Raw genomic sequence first — 19,586 nt, 5'->3', positions numbered from 1 at the left:
TTCAAGAAAGATATCATTCCATTTCTTTTTTGGACAAAACTAAATCCATATGTTTCAAAACATCGGGATCTTTTTTAAATTCAATATCCTCATAATTTAGAATTTGAATTAAATTTCCCCATGGATCAGTGAACTCCATAAATGGGGTTTTTTTGGTTAGTCTGGCGCCTGCTTTTTGAGCTAAATGAAGTACATGGGTTCGATCATCTACAACTAAGCCAAAATGACGAACCCTATCTTCATGAGGATGAAAATCCTTGGAAAAAAGTGCCAGAAATTGATCCCCTAGATGAATAAATGCTTTCTCTTGATCTTTGCTTTTAATTTTAAAATTAAAAATGGAACTGTAAAAATCAAGTGCTTTATCAATATCACCTACTGAGAGAGCAACATGATTGATACCTACGAGTTTTGCTTTTTTATCCATTGTTTCTCTCCTTGAACTGTTTTCTCCGCTTTAATTATTTTGAGTATAGACTTCATTTAATGGTGGGTATTCTAGCTCCCGAAATAATTTAAAAATTCGCAATTTGAAATAGGGATGTAAAACACCAAATGAACCGATGAATAGTCATTCCTCTACCTGAGCGAAAAAGGCGACTAAAGCAGATAATGTGGGGTATTCAAAAGCAATGGTGGGCGGTATTTTGCATTGTTTACCAAACCTCATTTCAAGCTGTTGATGGAGCATTTTGGCATGGAGCGATGTTCCGCCTAAATCCATAAAATGCTGGTGTTCTTTGATATCATGAACATCCAATACGCTACATAAAATGTCCATTAATTCTTTTTTATGATGAGAATTTGTAAGCTCAGAGGTAGGTGTGCCTTCTGTGGTTTTCAGACAGACCAGATCATGATTTAAATAGGCTTCTTTTGTTGCTGAACGTTGAATCTTCCCGCTCGTAGTATGGTAAGAGTGACCAGGATAAATTAATTTGATATCGGCTATATCTATTTCAAAATTCTCAGCCACTGCATGACGAATAGCGATTATCATTTCTGAATTGTCTTTCTTTACAGCACTGCGTTTGACTTCGGCACACACTACGACCGATTCCTGATTATTTAATTCAGCACTAAAGACCGCTACACCATGTGATTTTATTTCTTCATGACATCCTTCAATTATTAGCTCAACATCTTGAGGATAGATGTTGCGGCCATTGATAATGATTAAATCCTTTAAACGTCCAGTGACATACAATTGGTTTCCATCAATAAATCCTAAATCCCCAGTGCGGAGGTAATGATTGGATTCACCCTCTATAGTTGCTTTGAAGGTTTCTTGGGTCGTTTTTTCATTATCCCAATAACCTTGTGCAATACTTTGACTACAGACCCATATTTCTCCAACTTCATTAGGTTTACTAGGTGTTCTTGTGTCAGGATTGACTATAACTACATGATGCTCAGGACATAATGTTCCTGCGCTCATTAAGATTTGGGTATCTTTCTGGTTTAGGGGAGCAGTTATTATGGATTGACTAAGCCCATCAAAGGATACTTCTTTTTGCGAAGAGATGCGGCCATAAGTATTGGTAGTAACATGGACCGTTGCCTCAGCAAGTCCATAACCCACACAGTAAGCTTCTTTTTTAAAACCACAACGTGAAAATTTTTTAAAAAATGATGTTGCTGTATTGATACGATTAGGTTCCGCAGCAGCACATGCGTAATCCAGGGTAGAAAGATCGAGAGTATCGAGTAGTTCATCTGAAATTTTATCCACACAAAGTTGATAGGCGAAATTCGGACCTGAAGTAAAATAGGCACCATAATCACTTAAAGCTTTTAACCATAAATAAGGATTCTGAATTACAGAAACAGGGGGCAGAATAATAAATTCATTTCCGTTGTAGAGTGAAGATAGGGGGCCAGTCATTAAACCTAAATCATGTTGAAATGGTAGCCAACTCACTATTTTTTTGTCTTTTGAAAAATGGATGTCATTTTTTAAAGTAGATAAATTATGGGCTAAATTAGAATGGCTGACCATTACCCCTTTTGGAGATCCAGTGGAACCCGAGGTGTATTGCAAGAAGGCTAAATCTTCAAACGAAGGAATTTCCATTAAGTCAAAATCAATATTTTCCTGTTGCTGTAAGACCTTTTCTGAGGAAATCATAAAAAATTCTTTGAAATCCGACATATCTGAGAGATTATTTATCGTTTTATGCGTGCCTAAAATAAGAGAGGGTTTGCAAGAATTGATTATTTTTTTAAGACGATAAGAATGTTTGGCATTTTGCAGAGGGTAAGTTGGTACACCGATCATTCCAGCATAAAAGCAACCTATTAAGGCAGTAATGAAATCAATTCCCTGCGGGAAAACTAAAACGATGCGGGATTGGTGCACAAAATTCTTTTTTAAAAAAGTGGCTAATCTTTTTGCATCACGGATAACAGTAACGTAAGGGATTGATAGATCTTCTTTCCCATCTTTTAAATAATGTATTTTTCCATAAATGTTGTCCTGAAGATTTTTTTCGATGACTGAAACGATATTCTCCATATATTCCTCACAAAACATCAGTGATGATGTAACGCATTAAAATGAAATTTCTGTATTAAATTACACCCAATTGTTTGCCGATTTTAGTTAACAGGGACAAGGTATGATCTATTTGATCATATGTATGACCATTATTCACAATGAATCGGAAACGAACTTCTGATGGACTAACAGCAGGATAGGTGATTGGTGTCACGAAAATGTTGTGTTCAAAGAGGATTTTAGAAAATCGATATAATAAATCAACATTACGTATATATATGCTTATAATCGGACTAGTACCCTTGCCTGTATCAAATCCGCTGGTTTTCAAACCCTTTCTAAAATAATGGGTTTTTTCCCAAAGAGATTCGCGAAGCAGGGGCTCAGATTCAATAATTTCTAATGCTTGTAATGCTGCTGCCGCATCTCCCGGCGTCATTGCGGCTTGAAAAATATAGGCTGTGGCTTCTGCCTGGAAAAGTGTCTTAAATTCTCGACTGCATGCGACTACCCCCCCAATAGAAGCAGTGCTTTTTGATAAGGTGGTAACAATAAAATCAACATCTTCCGTGATGCCTAACTGACTGCATAAACCACCTACCTCATATAAACCGAATGCATGGGCTTCATCGACAAATAAATAAAATTTGTATTCTTTTTTCAATTTAACTATTTCTTGAAGCAAAGCCTCTTCACCAGACATCGAATAAACAGATTCCACTAGAACTAGAATATTGTCGAAATCAGAAGAATAAGTATGTAACAATTGACGCAATTCGCTGATTCTATTATGCCTAAAAATCATGTAATTACATGAATTTAATTTGACGCCATCAAAAATACTTGCATGGCATTCTTCGTCTAACAAGAATAATGTTTTTCCACATTTACCCAGTGCAGTAATCGCGCCAAAATTCGCAGTAAATCCAGTAGAAAAAAGAATGGCTGCTTCTTTTTTCATGACTTTCGCTAAACGTTGTTCTAGTTGTTTATGTAGTAAATTGTGGCCGCCGCTCATAGCGGAAGTTCCTGAGCCGGTACCATAAATCTGTGTTGCCTCAGTGGCACTTGCAATAACTTGCGGATGGCGATTAAGTCCTAGATAATGATTGATGGACCAAATAATACAATTTTTTTGAATTTCCTGATTTGCATCGCTTCGTATTAATCCAGATGCATTGCTCCCTTGCATTGTATAATTTTCATAGCCCCATTGCCCAAGTTCGATTTGTTTCTGTCGTGTTAACTCATAGATTTTTGCTATTTCATCAATTGAATTCACTCCGTTGATTTGGCACTTTTGCCTTACTGTGCCGAGTTGAAGATTGTCGAATGCCTTTAAAATATCTAAAACGTTTTCTACGGCCATAACAAAACCTTAATTTAATCAGATGTTAACGAATCTTAGAGTTTAATTTTAGATTATAATTTTTCAAAATGCACAAATAAAATACAACAAAAATAACTCCATTCATTAGAAATTTTTGTTATTAAATAATAAAAATCTTTCAATTTTTTAATTTATATTAATTGCTTATAAGAAATATAATTAAAATATTCCTATGAATAAAAACAAAAGAAATATCATTTTTTATGTTTTTTATTTCTTTAGTAGGTCATTTTTATTTTTTCACATACTAAATTATTTTTTTCTCTTTCTTAGTAAATTTTTTATCAATTAATAGAAAAAGTGCTTTTAAAAATTTTAAAAATATCGTCTTAAATCAAAAGTTTCTTGAAATTTAAAAATTATTATTGCTTAATTTATGAGCAGAATAGGAAGCAGCTGCTATAATAAGTGACATATAGGATAGGGGGTGCCCATGGTAAATACCTTTCATCAAAAAGATGTTGAATTGTTGGTGATTCGCGAAGTTAAAGAAAATGGAATCGCTGTCTGTTTAAAACCTCAAATCTCTTATGTTATTACCCCCACCTTAGTGAATGAAATTAGAATCCAACAAAATAAAATCGCAGAAGAATATTATTCAAATCCATGGGAGGGTATTCTTTATGTCTTTTGGTATCTTCACTCAGGTCAAATAACCTGGAGGGGATTGGATTATAAGTACATTTATGATGCAATAAAGCAGCATAAAGAGAAATTGGTTGAAGATTATATAGAAAACATCGCCGATCTTTTGTTCCTTAACAACATTAATTTGGCTTTGCCCCTTATAAATTGCTCAATTGTACACCGTAAGGTGACTGGTTTATCCCAAGATTTTTTTCTTATAAACCAAGTAAATTTTATTAAAAATACCGAAAATGGAAAAATAAAAAAAGAAGACAAATCAATACATCAAATCAATCTATTTTCGGATGTAAAAAATCTGAATTTTCCTAAAAGAATCTACAAAAACAATGTGTGTTATCGATATTCTAGAATGGACTTTCCAGCAATGCGAAAAATTATTAAAGAAGTGGAACATTGTCCCATTCATTCTAACCAGCTGGTACGTACTCAATTTATTTTTGAACTTATGAAGAAAAAAATAGTGAATTCTATATTTGATGCAGCTTCAAAAAATATCAAATTGTTTGAACGTTTTGCTGCCATTCAATCAATAGAGCATAAAAACAATCGACGTTAAAAATGAATACATTAATGTAGAAAACCCTTATCGAACTGCATCAGCCAACTTTAAGTCATCAATGCGAATTTTTCTTCTGTATCATCGACTATCCTGATTGAATCAAATCTCAAATTGCTATACTTACTATTACATGGCGAATTGAAACTAAAATCGTAGTTATGAAAAAATTTCATTTAGAAGAATACAAATCCCCAACACATGCAAATTTAATCCGTTTTTTGAAAGCAGAAGGGTGGAAGCCAAGCAAATTTTCCGGATTGGCATCAGTGAATGAAAAATGGTTGCAGTTTTCACCATTAATTAGCGAAACCCTGGAATACAAACATTTACTGGCAGATTTTCTTCAAGCCAATCAGATTGGTTATATCATGCCAGAAACATTCTATATCGATGATGAGGTTTGGCCCAGTGTATTATCAAATCTAGAGAGTTCTCCCTCCGCTCATGCACCTTGGATATTGAAACCATCTATGTTGAATAATGGGCAACATATTCATCTATTTCATGATTTAAATGCTATTAAGGATCATTTTATTTCGTCTCAGCGAATGGGAGGTCCTCAAGTATTGCAACGGTATATTGTCAAACCGCAACTGATTCAAGGTCCTGAATTTGGCCATAAATTTTCTATCAGGGTTTTATCGGTGCTCTCAACACATCGAGGTTCTGCTTTATTTCCCAGTGGTTACTTAAACATTGCTTTGAAACCCTATCAGGAAAACGACTTTAGCCACTTAGAGGCTCATCTCACCAATGAACATCTGAGTCATGAACGCATGAATGTAGTTCAACGTTTAAGTGATGAAATGGCAGTTTTTCAACCTTATAAAAAAAATATTATTTCAATATGCCAACTTGTGAATCAAAAATTGAAAAACCAATTCGCAAGTATATGGGAAGATAATCAACCCCGTATTGCCTGTTTTGGATTTGACTTTATGGTGGAAGCTGAGGGCAATACAGTTTGGTTGCTTGAGGTAAATCATGGTCCGTGCTTCCCTGTTGATGATAGCCATCCCTTATTTCATAGTTTATATCGTCCATTTTGGCAACAATTGATCAAACGCTTTGTTGAAGGGAAGACTTCAAGTTTTATTGAGCTGGATTAATTAGTAATTCAAAAGAGCTGAGTTAACATTAAATGGGTAACCTAATCAGCTTGACATATTCGGACGGGAATTGCTGATTTGATTCTGGTCCTCTTCCCCATCATCTGGGGTATCTGTTGCAAAGAAACTCCAAAGAGAACCGATGATTCCCTTTTTAGGCTCTTTCACAACCCTCTTATTCTTTGAGTCCGGAGGGCCTAGTACACTGTCAATCAGCACCTCACCTATAGAATTAAAAAATCGATAACTAAATAATCCAGATACAATTGCTGCACCATAATTGAAGCTGGTATGAAAACTCTCTTGGGCTGCCGTTAAAACCCCATGACCTAAGGTGAGAAACATCAAACTGGTGGAAGTAATTTCTAATGTACGGCTTAGAGTATGTCGATCATGTGCTCGTAAATAATCTAAAAGATAATTAAGCGCGACATGGCATAACTCGCCTCCTAAAGGAATCATGAGTTGTTGTGCTTGTTCAAAAAGATTTGAATAGCCACTTGTGTCGGAGAAATACACAGAGTTTAAAAGAACCATTGCATAATAAATAGTGAGAACTTTCAAACCCGCATTGGCCCGCGTATCACCCATACGCATGAAAAGATATTCCGCAGCGCCGCGTAAGCCTGTGACATATCCTATTGAAGCCCCTGTAAATGCATAATTTTGCATTTCTTGTAACTTGCCAGGCTTATGGAAAAAAAGACTGTCTTCTCCATAAATTGCCTGACACATTTGGGTATCAAAATCTCCAGGCATTACGGCATAACTGGTATTCATACAAGGTTCCAAACTCTTACACAAGCTTGTATCAGAATGAATGGTGGTAATGTAGGGCATAACGGAACATCCCATTCCTTGGGGAGTATTTTGCAGAAAGATACGTATGGATTCGACATCATGTAGATGCGCCAAACCTATAGCATGTCCTATTTCATGGCTTATGGTCCTCACATTGTAGGGTATCAGTGCGCCCGATGCATCATAGTATTGAGAAGGAATACACACCAGTCCAAACTGAAACTGCCCAGCGGGAGTTAATACTTGTTGCCAATAACCGGACGCATCCTTTAAATTGTCACAATTCGCGATAACTATGCCACCAAAAACCTCTTTGTTGATTTTTTCTACATAGGTGAATTTTACCGCATGGTCACAATTCTTTTCCCATTGATGCAGTACTTTGTGTAGCCAGCTGATACTCTGCACATTTAATGGATCAAATGATTCTTGTGCAAACTCAACAAACGCCTCTTCTTTTATCCTTTTTGGTATGATGGATAAATCAAAAGAATAAGGAATGATTGAAGTCTTCTGTTGTCTTGGCCATTGATGAAGGGTGGCGTTGCGGATCTCGTCCGATGTAAGCTTTCTACAGCGATTTTCTTTGGTCATAAGATTTATCTATACAAAAAACGTATATTCTAATTGATAAATATTAATGAAATATTAACCGAAACAGAGACATACATGAAAATGAACCGAGACAAATGGGATATATAGCTGAGAATCAGGGATTAGATTGATATGATATTCTCATGGCGTAAAAAGCAGTGCAAAAATTCCATGAATCTCATTCAAGAGTGAGGTCATTTATTTGTAAACATTTTTTTCTAAAATTGAATAAAAATCCGAACTCACCAATCAATCATACTTCCATCATAACTATGAAGTTTTTCTGCATGACTATGAGCTAATTTTTTATCAGCTTGCTTTAGAATGCCTTCAACACTAGTCTGAACATCAATTGAAGCTTCTGGCCCCCCCAAATCTGTTTTTACCCAACCTGGATGAATGAGCATTACATGGATTCCTTTATCCTGTACATCAATAGCAAAACTACGCATAACACAATTGAGAGCTGCTTTACTTGTCCGATAAGCATAAGATTTACCTCTATTATTCTCAGAGATACTGCCCATTGAGGAACTAATAACTAAAATATTTTTTTCATGGCTGCTTTGGATGTTGCTCAGTAGGGCATCGCTCAACTTTATGACACCGATACAATTCACATTGATTACTTCGATGAAATTTTCCCGATTAATATTCCCAACTGTGACACCTTGCTCCCCACCAGTTCCTGCATTATTTACCAGCAAATCGATAGGTCTATTATTTAGGGAGTGTTTTAACGAAGCAATTTCTTGATCGCTTGTCACATCCAATGAAATGATTTCATCAGCTATTTTCTTTAGTTCGTAAGCTTGTGATGGGGTACGACAACAACCTATTATGTAATAACCTCGATCTTTTAATTGGCGAGCGAACTCCAAACCCAGACCTCTATTTGCTCCTGTTATGAGTGCAGTTTTCACATGTACCTCCTTAATCAATGTTGTTCGGACTGGAAAATGGTTATTTCTCTATTGAACAATTTCTTAGAAAGTATCTTTAAATTTAATTTCTAAAGAGTATAGTCTACTAACCAATAAAGAGTTTTACAGAAACCCACAGATTTAAGGTTGCAAGCATCCTATAAGTTCTATTTTAATTTAACACTTCCCTGCTATCTAACACTTAGGGATATCATTATTATTTATAATAAGGAGAAACACATGTGGTCTAAGGATTTTTTTATAGATATCTCAATGCGGGCTAAAGCTCCAGAAACCAAATTACATATACGAATCGTGAGTGCAAGGGAAGAAAATCTAGAAAAAATGCCTTATATTTTTATGCTTCCTGGAGGGCCTGGCGCAAACCACTCTCACTACAAAGATTATGAGTGCCTAGTAACTACTGGCAATATAGTTTTCATTGATCCTAGAGGATGCGGATTAAGCAACAAACAGGATCCTTCCACTTATAATATGGATAATTATATCCAAGATGTTGAAGAAATCCGTAAACATCTTCATTTGGATAAAATAATTGTATTGGGTAAATCCTATGGTGCAATGTGTGCATTAGGATATACCCTCAATTATCCGGAACATGTTTCAAGCCTTATTTTGGCGGCAGGCTCACCAAGCTATAAAAATATTGAAACAGCGCGACGTAACATAGCGGAAAGAGGCACTCAGGAGCAACAAACAGTCTGTGAACAGTTGTGGGAAGGAAGTTTTAAAAGTAATGAAGAGGTGAGCCATTTTTTTAATGTAATGGATACCATGTATTCTTGGAAAAAAAGAAACAATCAATCAGTGAGTCGGCCAGCTCCGGAGTATGCTTTTGAATATGAACCATTGAATCAGGGATTTAGCGGATTTCTACGGACTTTTAATTATGAAGAGCGTCTGCATGAAATCGCATGTACAACACTTATTTTAGTTGGAGAAGAGGACTGGGTTACTGATAAAAAACATTCTGAATTTATGGCAAGCAAGATACCGAACAATCAAATTGTAGTATTTCCCAATGCAGATCATTCAATGGAGTCTGATGTTCCCGAAGAATTCTTTTCCACAATACAATCATTTTTGAAAATACAGTGCGGCAAAAGAAACCAAAACTATTTTTTTCAGGATAAAGAAGCGATTGGGAATGGGCCTAATCTAAGTTTCGATGAAATCACAAAATGCACTTATAGTTAAAGTAATGAAATATTTTGAACAGAGCAATACCAGTTTAAGTTTTGGATGAAGAAATACCGATTATTTTCCAGTCTTTGGTTGGTTTGAAATCATATTTGTCTGAAAATACGTGTATTGATTCTGCAGGATCAATTGCAAATAAAGGGTAATTAATTTCTTGCATTAAGCTATATTTTTCATAAGTGAATTGATCGGTTAAGGTGGTAGTTTTAATCTTGCCGCCTTCTCTGATCATGGACTCCAATTCATTAAATGTCACTTCAGAGTTAAATAAAACCCTTCCGCTGTTTTTAAAGGTAAATTTTTCTTCTTTTTGTCCTTCCTTTGGAATTTGTGTTTGGATGGTAAAAATATCTTTTTCTTCAAAAAAATACCTGTAATGTTTCGCAGTAAGGACATTAAAATCCAAATGAGGGGTAATAATTAACAGCTGTTTTATTTTGATTAAATCTAATTTTTCTGCAATATATTGCGATATGGGATTACCCCATAATGTAATCAAACCTTTCATTTTGGCTTCGTTCAAAGAACTCCAGTCTTCATCCACCAAACAGACATAATATCTGTTTTCTTTTAATTGTTCCGAGATAGCTTGAGTTAATTTATTTGCGCCAACTATTAAAAAACCTTCAGGTTTAGGCTCTGCTACTTTTAATTTTTTAGCAAGAGTTTTAGCTGTTAGGCTTTGTAACACAATAGTCGCAATAATCATAAAAAAAGTTAAAGAAACAAGTTTTTCAGCATCCGCATATCCGATGCTTTCTAATTGTAAAGCAAATAAGGAAGAAACTGCTGCAGCGATTATCCCTCTAGGAGCAACCCAAGAAATGAGGTGTCGCTCAGACATAGTGAGATCAGAGCCGAGAGAGGAGGTATACACATTGAAAGGGCGTATAACAAATTGGATTAATACAAAGAGAATAATAGCCTGATATTTCAATTCCCAAAAAGAACTAAAATTTATTCGAGCTGAAAGTACTATAAATAAACACGACACCAATACTATGCTTAAACTTTCTTTAAAATTAAAGATGTGTTCTAAATCGATATCCCTAAAATTAGCTAAAGTAACCCCCATCACGGTTACCGCAAGTAATCCGGACTCGGCTAAAATATAATTTGCACTGGAAAAAATGATTCCTATAACAGACAAGACTGCAAAATTGTGTAGATGCTGAGGAATCCAATATTTTTTGAAAGCGATGCCTAAACAGATACCTCCGATTAAACCAAAGGAGATGCCAATAAAAGTTATTTTTATAAATGCAATCAACCCAACCATAATACCTTTGGCGATACCCTGGGAAGTTAGAACCTCAAATACAAGAACAGCTAAAATTGCACCAATTGGGTCAATTAGTATCCCTTCCCAATGTAATACATTAGATATATTCGCATTGGGCCGCAATATCCTTAACATGGGCCGAATGACAGTCGGGCCCGTGACTGTCATCAATGAGGCAAATAAAAAGGAAATAGCCCAAGAAGTTTGGGTTACGAAATGGGTACAAATCGCTACCGAAATAAAAGTAACAAATACACCCCAACTAATTAGATTTCTTATGACACTTCCTAATCCTTTTATTTTTGAAAAATTCAAGGTCATGCTTCCTTCAAATAGAATGACCGCCACTGAGAAGGAAACAAAGGGAAATAATAAAGCGCCAAGTTGTTTGTCTGGATTGAGCCAATGAAAAATCGGCCCTACAAAAATTCCACTAAGAAGAAGGAATAAAATCGCAGGAACTTTTAAATAGGATGCAAGCCATTGACAGGTAAAACCAGCAACCAATACAAATGAAAATGCAAGAACTAAAATTTCGGACATAATATTTTTGCTCGAGTTATTATCTTAATTGGTATTGCGAAATAAATTTTAGTCATAAATGATATTAAAGTATTTCATTAAATATATATATATAAATAATTTTAAATCATTAACTTGCGATAATAAGAATCACTCGAGTTGACAATTTATCTACTAATAGATAGAATGCAAGGATGAAATATACGGTAATGCAAGAAAAAATATTAACTACTGCTGAAAGCTTAATTCAAAAAATGGGTTATAATGCTTTTAGCTATAAAGATATTGCCCATGTAGTAGGGATCAAAACATCAAGTATTCACTATTATTATCCCGCGAAAGAGGATTTAGCTGTTGCGGTAATTGATTGGCAAATGTATGGACTCACTTTATTTCTAAAAGAACTGCAGTTGAATTCCTCACTGTCTTTACGACAAAAATTATTGAAGTTAGTGGATAAAGTCATGTCATTGACTGTACACGATGAAATGAAAATGTGTTTAGGGGGTATGCTTGCATCCGATGTGATCTCATTGCCTGAAAAAGTTAAAAAGAAAGTACGTGATTTTTTTAACCTTCTGGAGCAGTGGATAAGGAACATGATCAGCAATGGATTTTCTGAGCAAAGGCCATTGGGAAGTCGACCCGAGGAACTATCGAAATACTTATTAGTACAGATGGAAGGTGGATTGCTTTTGTCAAGATTATACGAGGATACATCGTATATCGATACAGTAAATCAATATATTCAAAATAACTTTTAAATTTTTTTTATTTAATTTACCTATCTACTGATAGGTAGATAAATAATAAGGAGGCAGAAAAAATTACAAAATATTTTTACTTTAAATGAACCTAACTAATGAGAGAAAAAAATGTTTCATACACGAACCCTTCAAGTGGCCACTTATATTCCTATGAAAAGCAAAGAAAACTCAGCCCTAAATATAGAGGAATTTTTTATCAAAGGGGCTCAATTAGTGTGTCAAACCGAACCTGAGACAGCGTTATGGTTCGGTTTGAAAGAAAATAATCAGATCGCAATTTTTGATGTGTTTTTCAGCGAAAAAGGTAGGGATCTGCATTTCGCCGGGCAAGTTGCCCACGCATTAAAGGAAAATGCATCAAATTTGATTCTTGGAGGATGGGAGCAAGGGGTATTACGAAATGTAAATAATTATGAGCTAATTGCTTCAAGTGATTATGATAAAAATACTGTTTTAGGCGCTCAGGTGGCCACTTTTATCGCTTTTCAGGCAAAACCCGGTAAAAACGAGGAGTTAGAATTTTTATTAAAAGAAGGTGCTCAACTGGTTAATTCAACAGAACCCAATACATCTTTTTGGATTGCTATGAAGACTGATATAGGCACTTATGCGATATTTGATACTTTTAGAGATAAAGATGCGCAAAAGATTCATTTCTCAGGAAAAGTGGCTAATGCCTTGCAAAAAAGTGCAGAACATTTAATTGAAGGAGGATGGGAACAGGGTGTTGTAGCCAATGTAAAAAATTTTCAAATCATTGCATCATCTTGAGGTTGCGCACTTCGGTGCGCGCATCTATGCATCATTTATTTAGATATTTCTGCTAAATTTTTATTATTCGAAATCATCTATAATCAACTTGAGTGACTTCCCGCAGGTTATCAATCCAGCAAACTTAACGCTTTCGCTAAAAAACTGTAAAATATACGTACAAAATGCACAGATAGACTATAGTTACTACCATAACCTTGATGCAGCGCCATCCGGGAATTGTTTTGGTATTTATAACTAAAGATTTTGCTGTTTTTTGGTTAACTCATATCGGTTCTTTGTGTTCAAAAAAAACAGAAGTATTCATTTGGTGCAATTCATTTTGTGCACATTTCGTTTATTAATCTTGGTTATAGCTTTTAGTTGAGGATATTTATGGGATCAATTGAAATTTTAAGTGTTGCCTCTGCGGTACCTGAGCAACTTGTTGCAAGTAAAGACATTTTAAATTATGCATCACAAAAAGTGAGCCAACCTACTTTAGAAATGCTTGAGCAAATGGACATTCAGAATAGGTATTCCATTATTGAAAATTATCCAGAATATCTTTGTGGACAGTGTGACAGGAAAATCATGGTTGGAGTTAATGATTTAGTCCTTGACTCGATGACCCAATGTGTTGCTCGTTTTCCACATGATCTGAACGTTGGTTTACTCATTGCTGTAACAAATACTGCAGAGAGACCTTTACCTTGTATGGCCTATGAAATTTTGTCAAAGACCGAAAATAGCCTACTCCCTCATGATATCAATATCGTAAATATGCAAAATCAAGGTTGTAGCGCTATGATCAAAGCTTTTGAACTCGCCTCTTATTTTTTGCAAGCCAATCCTGAAAAGCACGTGATCGTTTGTGTCGGAGAAGCCCATACAGCAATGATCTCGCCAGCTCTTTCTGGAAAAAAAATTTTTTCCTTTAAAGAAATTCAAGCATTCAATGAAGGCAAGAGCCAGAAAGATGCAGCATCTGCTTTAAATAATTTAATCAACAGTTATTTATTCGGTGATGGTGCTGTTTCTTTTCTTTTAGGCCATAGTACTCTTGATGACGGCTTTGAATCTTACCATTTAACAAATATAGAACCATCAGACAGTGAAATATTAGTGATGAATGAAGGGGGAAGTAAGATTCCAACTTATGATAATTTTCCGCAATATACATTAGGACGAACTGTACCTGCACGAGGTGCTGAGTATAGCAGGCTGTTATTAGATCAATTTATCAATAACGAAAACTGTCCTATGGAAAAAAAAGATATTGATTATTTTCTAATCCATACCGGCAGTAAGAAAATTATCAATGCCGTTCAGAGAAATTTAAAATTAGAAGGAAACGAGGATAAAATCGCTGTATCTTATTTTATTCTTAAAAATTATGGGAACCTGTCGTCTTGTTCTATTGGTTTTATGCTGGATACATTAATTAATAAAAAGAAGGAGAAGGGCAATATCTTGCTTATTTCTTTTGGAGTAGGGTTTAGCGGAAGTGTGGCGAAACTAACTATTTAAAGCGCTGTCTGTTTTTGAATGTACTGTTAGACTTACAGCACAAAATATATGCGTTTGTAAGCAAATAGTTTATGCTTACTATATAATAAAAATATCTATTTCACGGAGGAGAGAAATATGCTGAACGATCTTAATGGTCATCTTACACCTATTATTTCATTAATTGCAGGAATTTTGATACTCATTGTACCCCGATTACTAAACTATATTGTGGCAATCTATTTGATTGTGGTGGGTATTCTAGGCTTAGGATTTTTGCGTTAAATTGAGATGAATATAGTCAATGCATGATAGGGGGCATCTCATTGGTCTCCAAAACATCTTATTTGAGAAACCCCGTTTATCGACAACGGGGTTTTCTTAAGGCTCATCTTTTTTATCTAATTTATGTCCATCCAGAAATCGTTCATGGCGTTCTTTTTCTTTCCTCTCTATCTGTTTTTCTTCTTTAGTCCTTCCAAATTTAATACGATTTTGAGAAGCTTTTTTTTCTTTTTCCAATCTATTTTTAGCTTTTCTTTTTTTATTAAGGTTAATGATGTTTGCCATAATACTCTCTATTCATATATGTTGCTTATACTATAGCGCATAAAAAGTACTGATTGCTTTGTACACTAATGCTCAAAAAGAAGTGTATGTTGATACAGGGTGGATTGGAAGGTAAGTGGCTTCATTTGCTCAATTATTTTTTCATAGCGTTATTAAAATTTAAGGAGAAAAATACCAATATTCTAATAAGGAAATCATTGCTTAAAGCAAGCATCCGGCAATTACTTCCAACATTGAGAAATTCGTTTCCCGGAGCAGATAATGCAGTGTCATCAGTAATTTGTAAAACTGGACTAAACTATCCTTATGAATTGTTTCATGAAGCCCCATAGGAATTTAAGGAATAAACTATGATGATGCTTATAAAAATACTGGCACTAATTGCTGCATGGATTTTTTTCTTTAAAATTCTAAAGTCTAGAAATAGAAGATTGCCGAGATTAAAGGCTACGATTATTACTTTAATATTTGCATCATTAATACTAAGGCTTAGTACAGATTTTTATGCCAAGACAGACCGCTTTATTTTTTCTCTAAATGCGAAAGGAGAAATCCCTCTTAGCGCTTCCATATTAAAAATCCCGCCAAATCAAAATGCTAATTATTGTTTACAATTCACCGATCACAACCATCACAAATTACAAGTGATTTCACAAAGAAATGATGGACAATATTGTGGAGAATTTTGGAATTTTAAAAAAGAACCTTATTTATCACTACCTTATAAAATAATAGATTCAAAACAAATTCTTTATTGGGCTTCTCCCTCTTTAGAAATTATAGCCCCCCGAACGGGCACTGAAGAAACCTTAAAATAATAAGTAAATACCACGCCTGGTTGTTCCTCTTACAGTTTTATATACCGTTTGCTTTTGATGATAGTGCTTCTCTTTTGAGTAAAAATACAAAATATTTGTTTTAAGTTTATAAGACCATCAAGATAAAAAATACATTCTATACGGATTCTGCTACAATTACTTTTGTAGCGAGAGTTGGCACTTGTGCTTTGTACAACAATAGGCTAAATCAATAAAAAGATGAATTTCATCAAATTTCTGCTGCATATTCGGATAAAATACTGTACAATATGTGTCAAATTTTTAACCATTAAATAGATAAGAGTTGCTATGGCTGATTTAAACCTTTATAGAAACATTGGTATCTTCGCTCACGTAGATGCTGGCAAAACGACAACTACCGAACGTATTCTTAAACTGACCGGTAGAATTCACAAAATAGGTGAGGTTCATGATGGTGAATCAACAACCGATTTCATGGAACAGGAAGCGGAGCGTGGAATTACCATCCAATCAGCTGCAGTAAGTTGCTTTTGGAAAGGTCATCGCTTTAACATTATTGATACCCCAGGACACGTTGACTTCACTGTAGAAGTATATCGATCACTGAAGGTACTCGATGGAGGTATTGGGGTATTCTGTGGATCTGGCGGCGTTGAGCCTCAATCAGAAACCAACTGGCGCTATGCGAACAATTCAAAAGTATCTCGTTTGATTTTTGTAAACAAACTAGACCGTGTCGGCGCAAATTTCTTGAAAGTGACTGATCAAATTAAGAAAGTATTGGGTGCAAATCCGTTAATTATGACTTTGCCCATAGGCTTTGAAGACAGCTTCGTGGGAGTTGTTGATTTATTAAGCCGTAAAGCATATGTTTGGGACGAATCAGGTCAGCCTGAGAATTTCAAAGAAACTGAAGTACCCGCTGAGATGCATGACGATGTAGAAATGTATCGTGCACAATTAATTGAAACAGCCCTTGAAATGGACGATGAATTACTGATGGGTTATTTAGAAGGCGAAGAGCCTTCAATTGAAGACATCAAGCGTTGTATCCGTAAAGGAACTCTTGAATTGGCCTTCTTCCCAACTTATTGCGGTTCGGCTTTTAAAAATAAAGGGATGCAGCTCTTACTGGATGCAGTAGTTGATTACTTGCCTGCACCTCATGAAGTGAACCCTCAACCTTTAACCGATGCTGAAGGGAATCCAAATGGCCAATTTGCTATTGTCTCTGCTGATGAGCCATTCCGTGCATTGGCATTCAAAATTATGGATGACCGGTTTGGGGCCCTAACATTCATACGTATCTACTCAGGAAAACTCAATAAAGGAGATACCATTCTTAACTCCTTTACTGGTAAAACAGAACGTGTTGGCCGTATGGTGGAGATGCAAGCGAACGAGCGTAATGAATTGCAAAGTGCCGAAGCAGGCGACATTATTGCTATTGTAGGTATGAAAAACGTTCGAACTGGTCATACACTTTGCGATCCTAATCATGAGTGTACACTTGAAGCGATGGTCTTCCCTGAACCCGTTATCTCTATTGCAGTAACGCCAAAAGATAAGGGTGCGACTGAGAAAATGTCTATTGCGATAGGTAAAATGGTTGCAGAAGATCCAACGTTTAGAGTAGAAACTGACCAAGATTCAGGTGAGACCATTCTTAAAGGTATGGGTGAACTACATCTTGATATTAAAGTAGATATTCTGAAACGTACTTATGATGTGGAATTGATAGTGGGTCAACCTCAGGTTGCTTATCGTGAAACCATTACTAAAACTATTCAGGACAGCTATATCCACAAGAAACAATCAGGTGGTGCGGGTCAATACGGTAAAATCGATTATACGATTCAACCTGGAGAGCCAAATACTGGATTCACATTCATTACATCCGTAGTCGGTGGAAATGTTCCTAAAGAATTCTTCCCTGCTATTGAGAAAGGTTTCCGCTCTATGATGGATACGGGAACATTGGCTGGTTTCCCTGTATTGGACGTTGTAGTTAACTTAACCGATGGTGCATACCATGCCGTTGACTCATCGGCCATCGCATTTGAGATTGCAGCAAAGAGTGCTTTCCGGCAATCGATTCCCAAAGCAGGTCCTCAATTGCTAGAACCTATCATGAAAGTTGATGTCTACAGTACTGAAGATGATGTTGGTAATGTGATTGGTGACTTGAACCGTCGTCGCGGAATGATCTCAGGTCAGGAGCCAAGTGCCACTGGTGTTCGTATTAAGGCCGATGTTCCTCTTTCAGAAATGTTTGGTTACATCAGTACATTACGTACTTTAACTTCTGGTCGTGGTCAATTCTCTATGGAATTCTCTCATTATGCTCCTTGCCCAGCGAATGTGGCTGAAGCTGTAATTGCCAAAGAGAAAGAAAAGAAAGCCGCTGCGATGGCGTAAGAGTTTCATGTATACCTTAAAGCTCTGTCAGTTCTGATGGAGCTATTCAAAGATAAAGCCCGTTGCTAGTTGATGGGCTTTATTTTATCATCAAATGCTCAGTGCAATGGTGATTTAAAATTGATTGACATTTTCTCCATCATAAATACAAAAATTCCCCCTTTATTGCCAGCCACTATGGATACGAGGAGCTTACTCCGCTTAAAGCTTTTTTGATGGTTGTAAAATTAAGAGTGCTTGCGCCTTTTTATTCGTACAAAGTTGACCCCGTTCCTCCTCAGGAAAAAAATAAAATACTTTTGGATGAAGCACAATATGAATCCAGGATAAATCAAAAATTAATGCGAATGAAAAAAATTGTGTAAATTCCGAGCCTGCTATACAGCCTATGGAGTGGAGCACACCATCCATTTTAGGTAAATGGCGTTTAAATGCCAATTCACTTTCCTCGATAGCCAGTCAAAGTTTTTTGCGTGCAAAAGGAGCGTCAACTGAAGTTTCGAAAGGACTACAACATACACCTTTTGATTATGGTAATAACTAAAAAAAGAAATCGACTTATATTTTATGATATACAATACGATAATAGGGAACATCAAGAGTGTTATCAAAAGTAGAGGCCTCGTTCAGATAGCATTTATATTTGTTAGTTAATAAGATTGAATTTCAATGTTCAGCATCCGGCAAGCATTCAAGATTTCTTCAGCACACAGTTCATTATCATTAGTGTATTCAAAAAAGTCCCTATGGATGTTGCTGCTGACAGAGTTTAGTGAGCAACCATAAATAGAGGAAATTGCACTATTTCTTCCATCAGAGAGAGTAACCCGAACAACTCTGCCATAATCTGTAGATAGTGAACAGGTCATTTCTTTGGGGTTATTAGAAAAAATCGAAGATAAAAAAAATGAATTAAAACACTGACAGGCAAATATATTGGTACTGACTGATAAACCAATAATTGTCATTAATTTTAAAATGCCATTTTTAAAAAGAAACATACGGTCACTTTAATAACAAATCCATTTATTAGAGTATAGAATATACAAAGAGGGAGGTGTTAATCTCATATCGGCTAACCTCGATATCCGCAACAGCGGCTTATCTGCCTTCACCCCACGACTTGTTCGAGGGATCCAGAACTAGGAGGATCTATAGATCCCGCGGTCAAGCCGCGGGACGTTGGTGAACCGAGATAGTCTGGGTTTTCTAAAGATGCGACCATC

General features: G+C 35.8%; 18 protein-coding genes. 9 read left to right on the top strand and 9 right to left on the bottom strand.

Features of this window, described 5'->3' with window-relative positions; genetic code table 11:
• Window positions 1-13: 13 nt before the first annotated feature.
• From BU07_RS0111120 to BU07_RS0111110, 3 genes are all read right to left on the bottom strand, one after another.
• Window positions 14-427, bottom strand: a complete 414-nt coding sequence (locus tag BU07_RS0111120; RefSeq protein ID WP_035899053.1) for a VOC family protein — start codon at window positions 425-427, stop codon at window positions 14-16.
• A gap of 144 nt (window positions 428-571) precedes the next feature.
• A complete protein-coding gene (locus BU07_RS0111115) occupies window positions 572-2,515 on the bottom strand; it encodes an AMP-binding protein (protein WP_051635546.1) in 1,944 nt (647 codons plus the stop codon).
• A 55-nt stretch (window positions 2,516-2,570) separates the two neighbouring features.
• Window positions 2,571-3,866, bottom strand: a complete 1,296-nt coding sequence (locus BU07_RS0111110) for an aminotransferase class I/II-fold pyridoxal phosphate-dependent enzyme (protein ID WP_031566031.1) — start codon at window positions 3,864-3,866, stop codon at window positions 2,571-2,573.
• Between the two features lie 454 nt (window positions 3,867-4,320).
• Here BU07_RS0111110 and BU07_RS0111105 point away from each other — a divergent pair, with 454 nt between their 5' ends.
• Together BU07_RS0111105 and BU07_RS0111100 are read left to right on the top strand one after the other, a co-directional pair.
• Window positions 4,321-5,091, top strand: a complete 771-nt coding sequence (locus BU07_RS0111105; protein WP_031566029.1) for a hypothetical protein — start codon at window positions 4,321-4,323, stop codon at window positions 5,089-5,091.
• Between the two features lie 161 nt (window positions 5,092-5,252).
• Window positions 5,253-6,203, top strand: a complete 951-nt coding sequence (locus BU07_RS0111100; protein ID WP_031566027.1) for an ATP-grasp domain-containing protein — start codon at window positions 5,253-5,255, stop codon at window positions 6,201-6,203.
• Between the two features lie 45 nt (window positions 6,204-6,248).
• Here BU07_RS0111100 and BU07_RS0111095 read toward each other — a convergent pair whose 3' ends face one another.
• Both BU07_RS0111095 and BU07_RS0111090 read right to left on the bottom strand, forming a co-directional pair.
• Complete coding sequence (locus BU07_RS0111095; protein ID WP_051635545.1) at window positions 6,249-7,598, bottom strand: zinc metalloprotease; 1,350 nt, start codon at window positions 7,596-7,598, stop codon at window positions 6,249-6,251.
• 242 nt (window positions 7,599-7,840) lie between these two features.
• The gene (locus tag BU07_RS0111090; RefSeq protein ID WP_031566024.1) at window positions 7,841-8,521 is read right to left on the bottom strand and encodes an SDR family oxidoreductase; all 681 of its coding nucleotides are present in this window, start codon (window positions 8,519-8,521) and stop codon (window positions 7,841-7,843) included.
• A gap of 240 nt (window positions 8,522-8,761) precedes the next feature.
• Between BU07_RS0111090 and BU07_RS0111085 the strand changes: the two genes are divergently transcribed.
• On the top strand, window positions 8,762-9,739 hold the full coding sequence (locus BU07_RS0111085; protein WP_051635544.1) for an alpha/beta fold hydrolase: 978 nt from the start codon (window positions 8,762-8,764) through the stop codon (window positions 9,737-9,739).
• A 34-nt stretch (window positions 9,740-9,773) separates the two neighbouring features.
• On the opposite strand, the gene BU07_RS0111080 is transcribed toward BU07_RS0111085, so the two are convergent.
• Window positions 9,774-11,567 (bottom strand): cation:proton antiporter, encoded by a 1,794-nt coding sequence (locus tag BU07_RS0111080; protein ID WP_031566019.1) that lies wholly within the window; start codon window positions 11,565-11,567, stop codon window positions 9,774-9,776.
• A 173-nt stretch (window positions 11,568-11,740) separates the two neighbouring features.
• On the opposite strand from BU07_RS0111080, the gene BU07_RS0111075 reads away from it, so the two are divergent.
• The 4 genes from BU07_RS0111075 to BU07_RS17270 all read left to right on the top strand — a co-directional run bounded on the left by BU07_RS0111075 (window position 11,741) and on the right by BU07_RS17270 (window position 14,857).
• Window positions 11,741-12,310 (top strand): TetR/AcrR family transcriptional regulator, encoded by a 570-nt coding sequence (locus BU07_RS0111075; RefSeq protein ID WP_031566017.1) that lies wholly within the window; start codon window positions 11,741-11,743, stop codon window positions 12,308-12,310.
• A 111-nt stretch (window positions 12,311-12,421) separates the two neighbouring features.
• On the top strand, window positions 12,422-13,084 hold the full coding sequence (locus tag BU07_RS0111070; RefSeq protein WP_031566015.1) for a hypothetical protein: 663 nt from the start codon (window positions 12,422-12,424) through the stop codon (window positions 13,082-13,084).
• A gap of 375 nt (window positions 13,085-13,459) precedes the next feature.
• Window positions 13,460-14,593: a 3-oxoacyl-[acyl-carrier-protein] synthase III C-terminal domain-containing protein gene (locus BU07_RS0111065; protein ID WP_031566013.1), complete on the top strand. Its 1,134-nt coding sequence runs from the start codon at window positions 13,460-13,462 to the stop codon at window positions 14,591-14,593.
• A 117-nt stretch (window positions 14,594-14,710) separates the two neighbouring features.
• The gene (locus BU07_RS17270; protein ID WP_084157845.1) at window positions 14,711-14,857 is read left to right on the top strand and encodes a DUF3096 domain-containing protein; all 147 of its coding nucleotides are present in this window, start codon (window positions 14,711-14,713) and stop codon (window positions 14,855-14,857) included.
• A 96-nt stretch (window positions 14,858-14,953) separates the two neighbouring features.
• On the opposite strand, the gene BU07_RS0111055 is transcribed toward BU07_RS17270, so the two are convergent.
• Window positions 14,954-15,142, bottom strand: a complete 189-nt coding sequence (locus BU07_RS0111055; protein ID WP_031566011.1) for a DUF4169 family protein — start codon at window positions 15,140-15,142, stop codon at window positions 14,954-14,956.
• A gap of 350 nt (window positions 15,143-15,492) precedes the next feature.
• Between BU07_RS0111055 and BU07_RS0111045 the strand changes: the two genes are divergently transcribed.
• Together BU07_RS0111045 and fusA are read left to right on the top strand one after the other, a co-directional pair.
• Window positions 15,493-15,960 (top strand): hypothetical protein, encoded by a 468-nt coding sequence (locus tag BU07_RS0111045; protein WP_051635543.1) that lies wholly within the window; start codon window positions 15,493-15,495, stop codon window positions 15,958-15,960.
• Between the two features lie 309 nt (window positions 15,961-16,269).
• Window positions 16,270-18,360, top strand: a complete 2,091-nt coding sequence (fusA, locus tag BU07_RS0111040; RefSeq protein WP_031566006.1) for an elongation factor G — start codon at window positions 16,270-16,272, stop codon at window positions 18,358-18,360.
• A 201-nt stretch (window positions 18,361-18,561) separates the two neighbouring features.
• Here the strand turns inward: fusA and BU07_RS0111030 are convergent, their stop codons facing one another.
• Both BU07_RS0111030 and BU07_RS0111025 read right to left on the bottom strand, forming a co-directional pair.
• Window positions 18,562-18,798, bottom strand: a complete 237-nt coding sequence (locus BU07_RS0111030; protein ID WP_031566004.1) for a hypothetical protein — start codon at window positions 18,796-18,798, stop codon at window positions 18,562-18,564.
• Between the two features lie 212 nt (window positions 18,799-19,010).
• The gene (locus BU07_RS0111025; protein WP_031566002.1) at window positions 19,011-19,361 is read right to left on the bottom strand and encodes a hypothetical protein; all 351 of its coding nucleotides are present in this window, start codon (window positions 19,359-19,361) and stop codon (window positions 19,011-19,013) included.
• Window positions 19,362-19,586 lie beyond the last annotated feature (225 nt).

It is taken from the genome of Legionella wadsworthii DSM 21896 = ATCC 33877, assembly GCF_000701265.1.
Lineage (GTDB): Bacteria > Pseudomonadota > Gammaproteobacteria > Legionellales > Legionellaceae > Legionella > Legionella wadsworthii.
The sequence above is the reverse complement of the archived record's forward strand: the minus strand, read 5'-3'. Positions and strand labels throughout refer to the sequence as shown.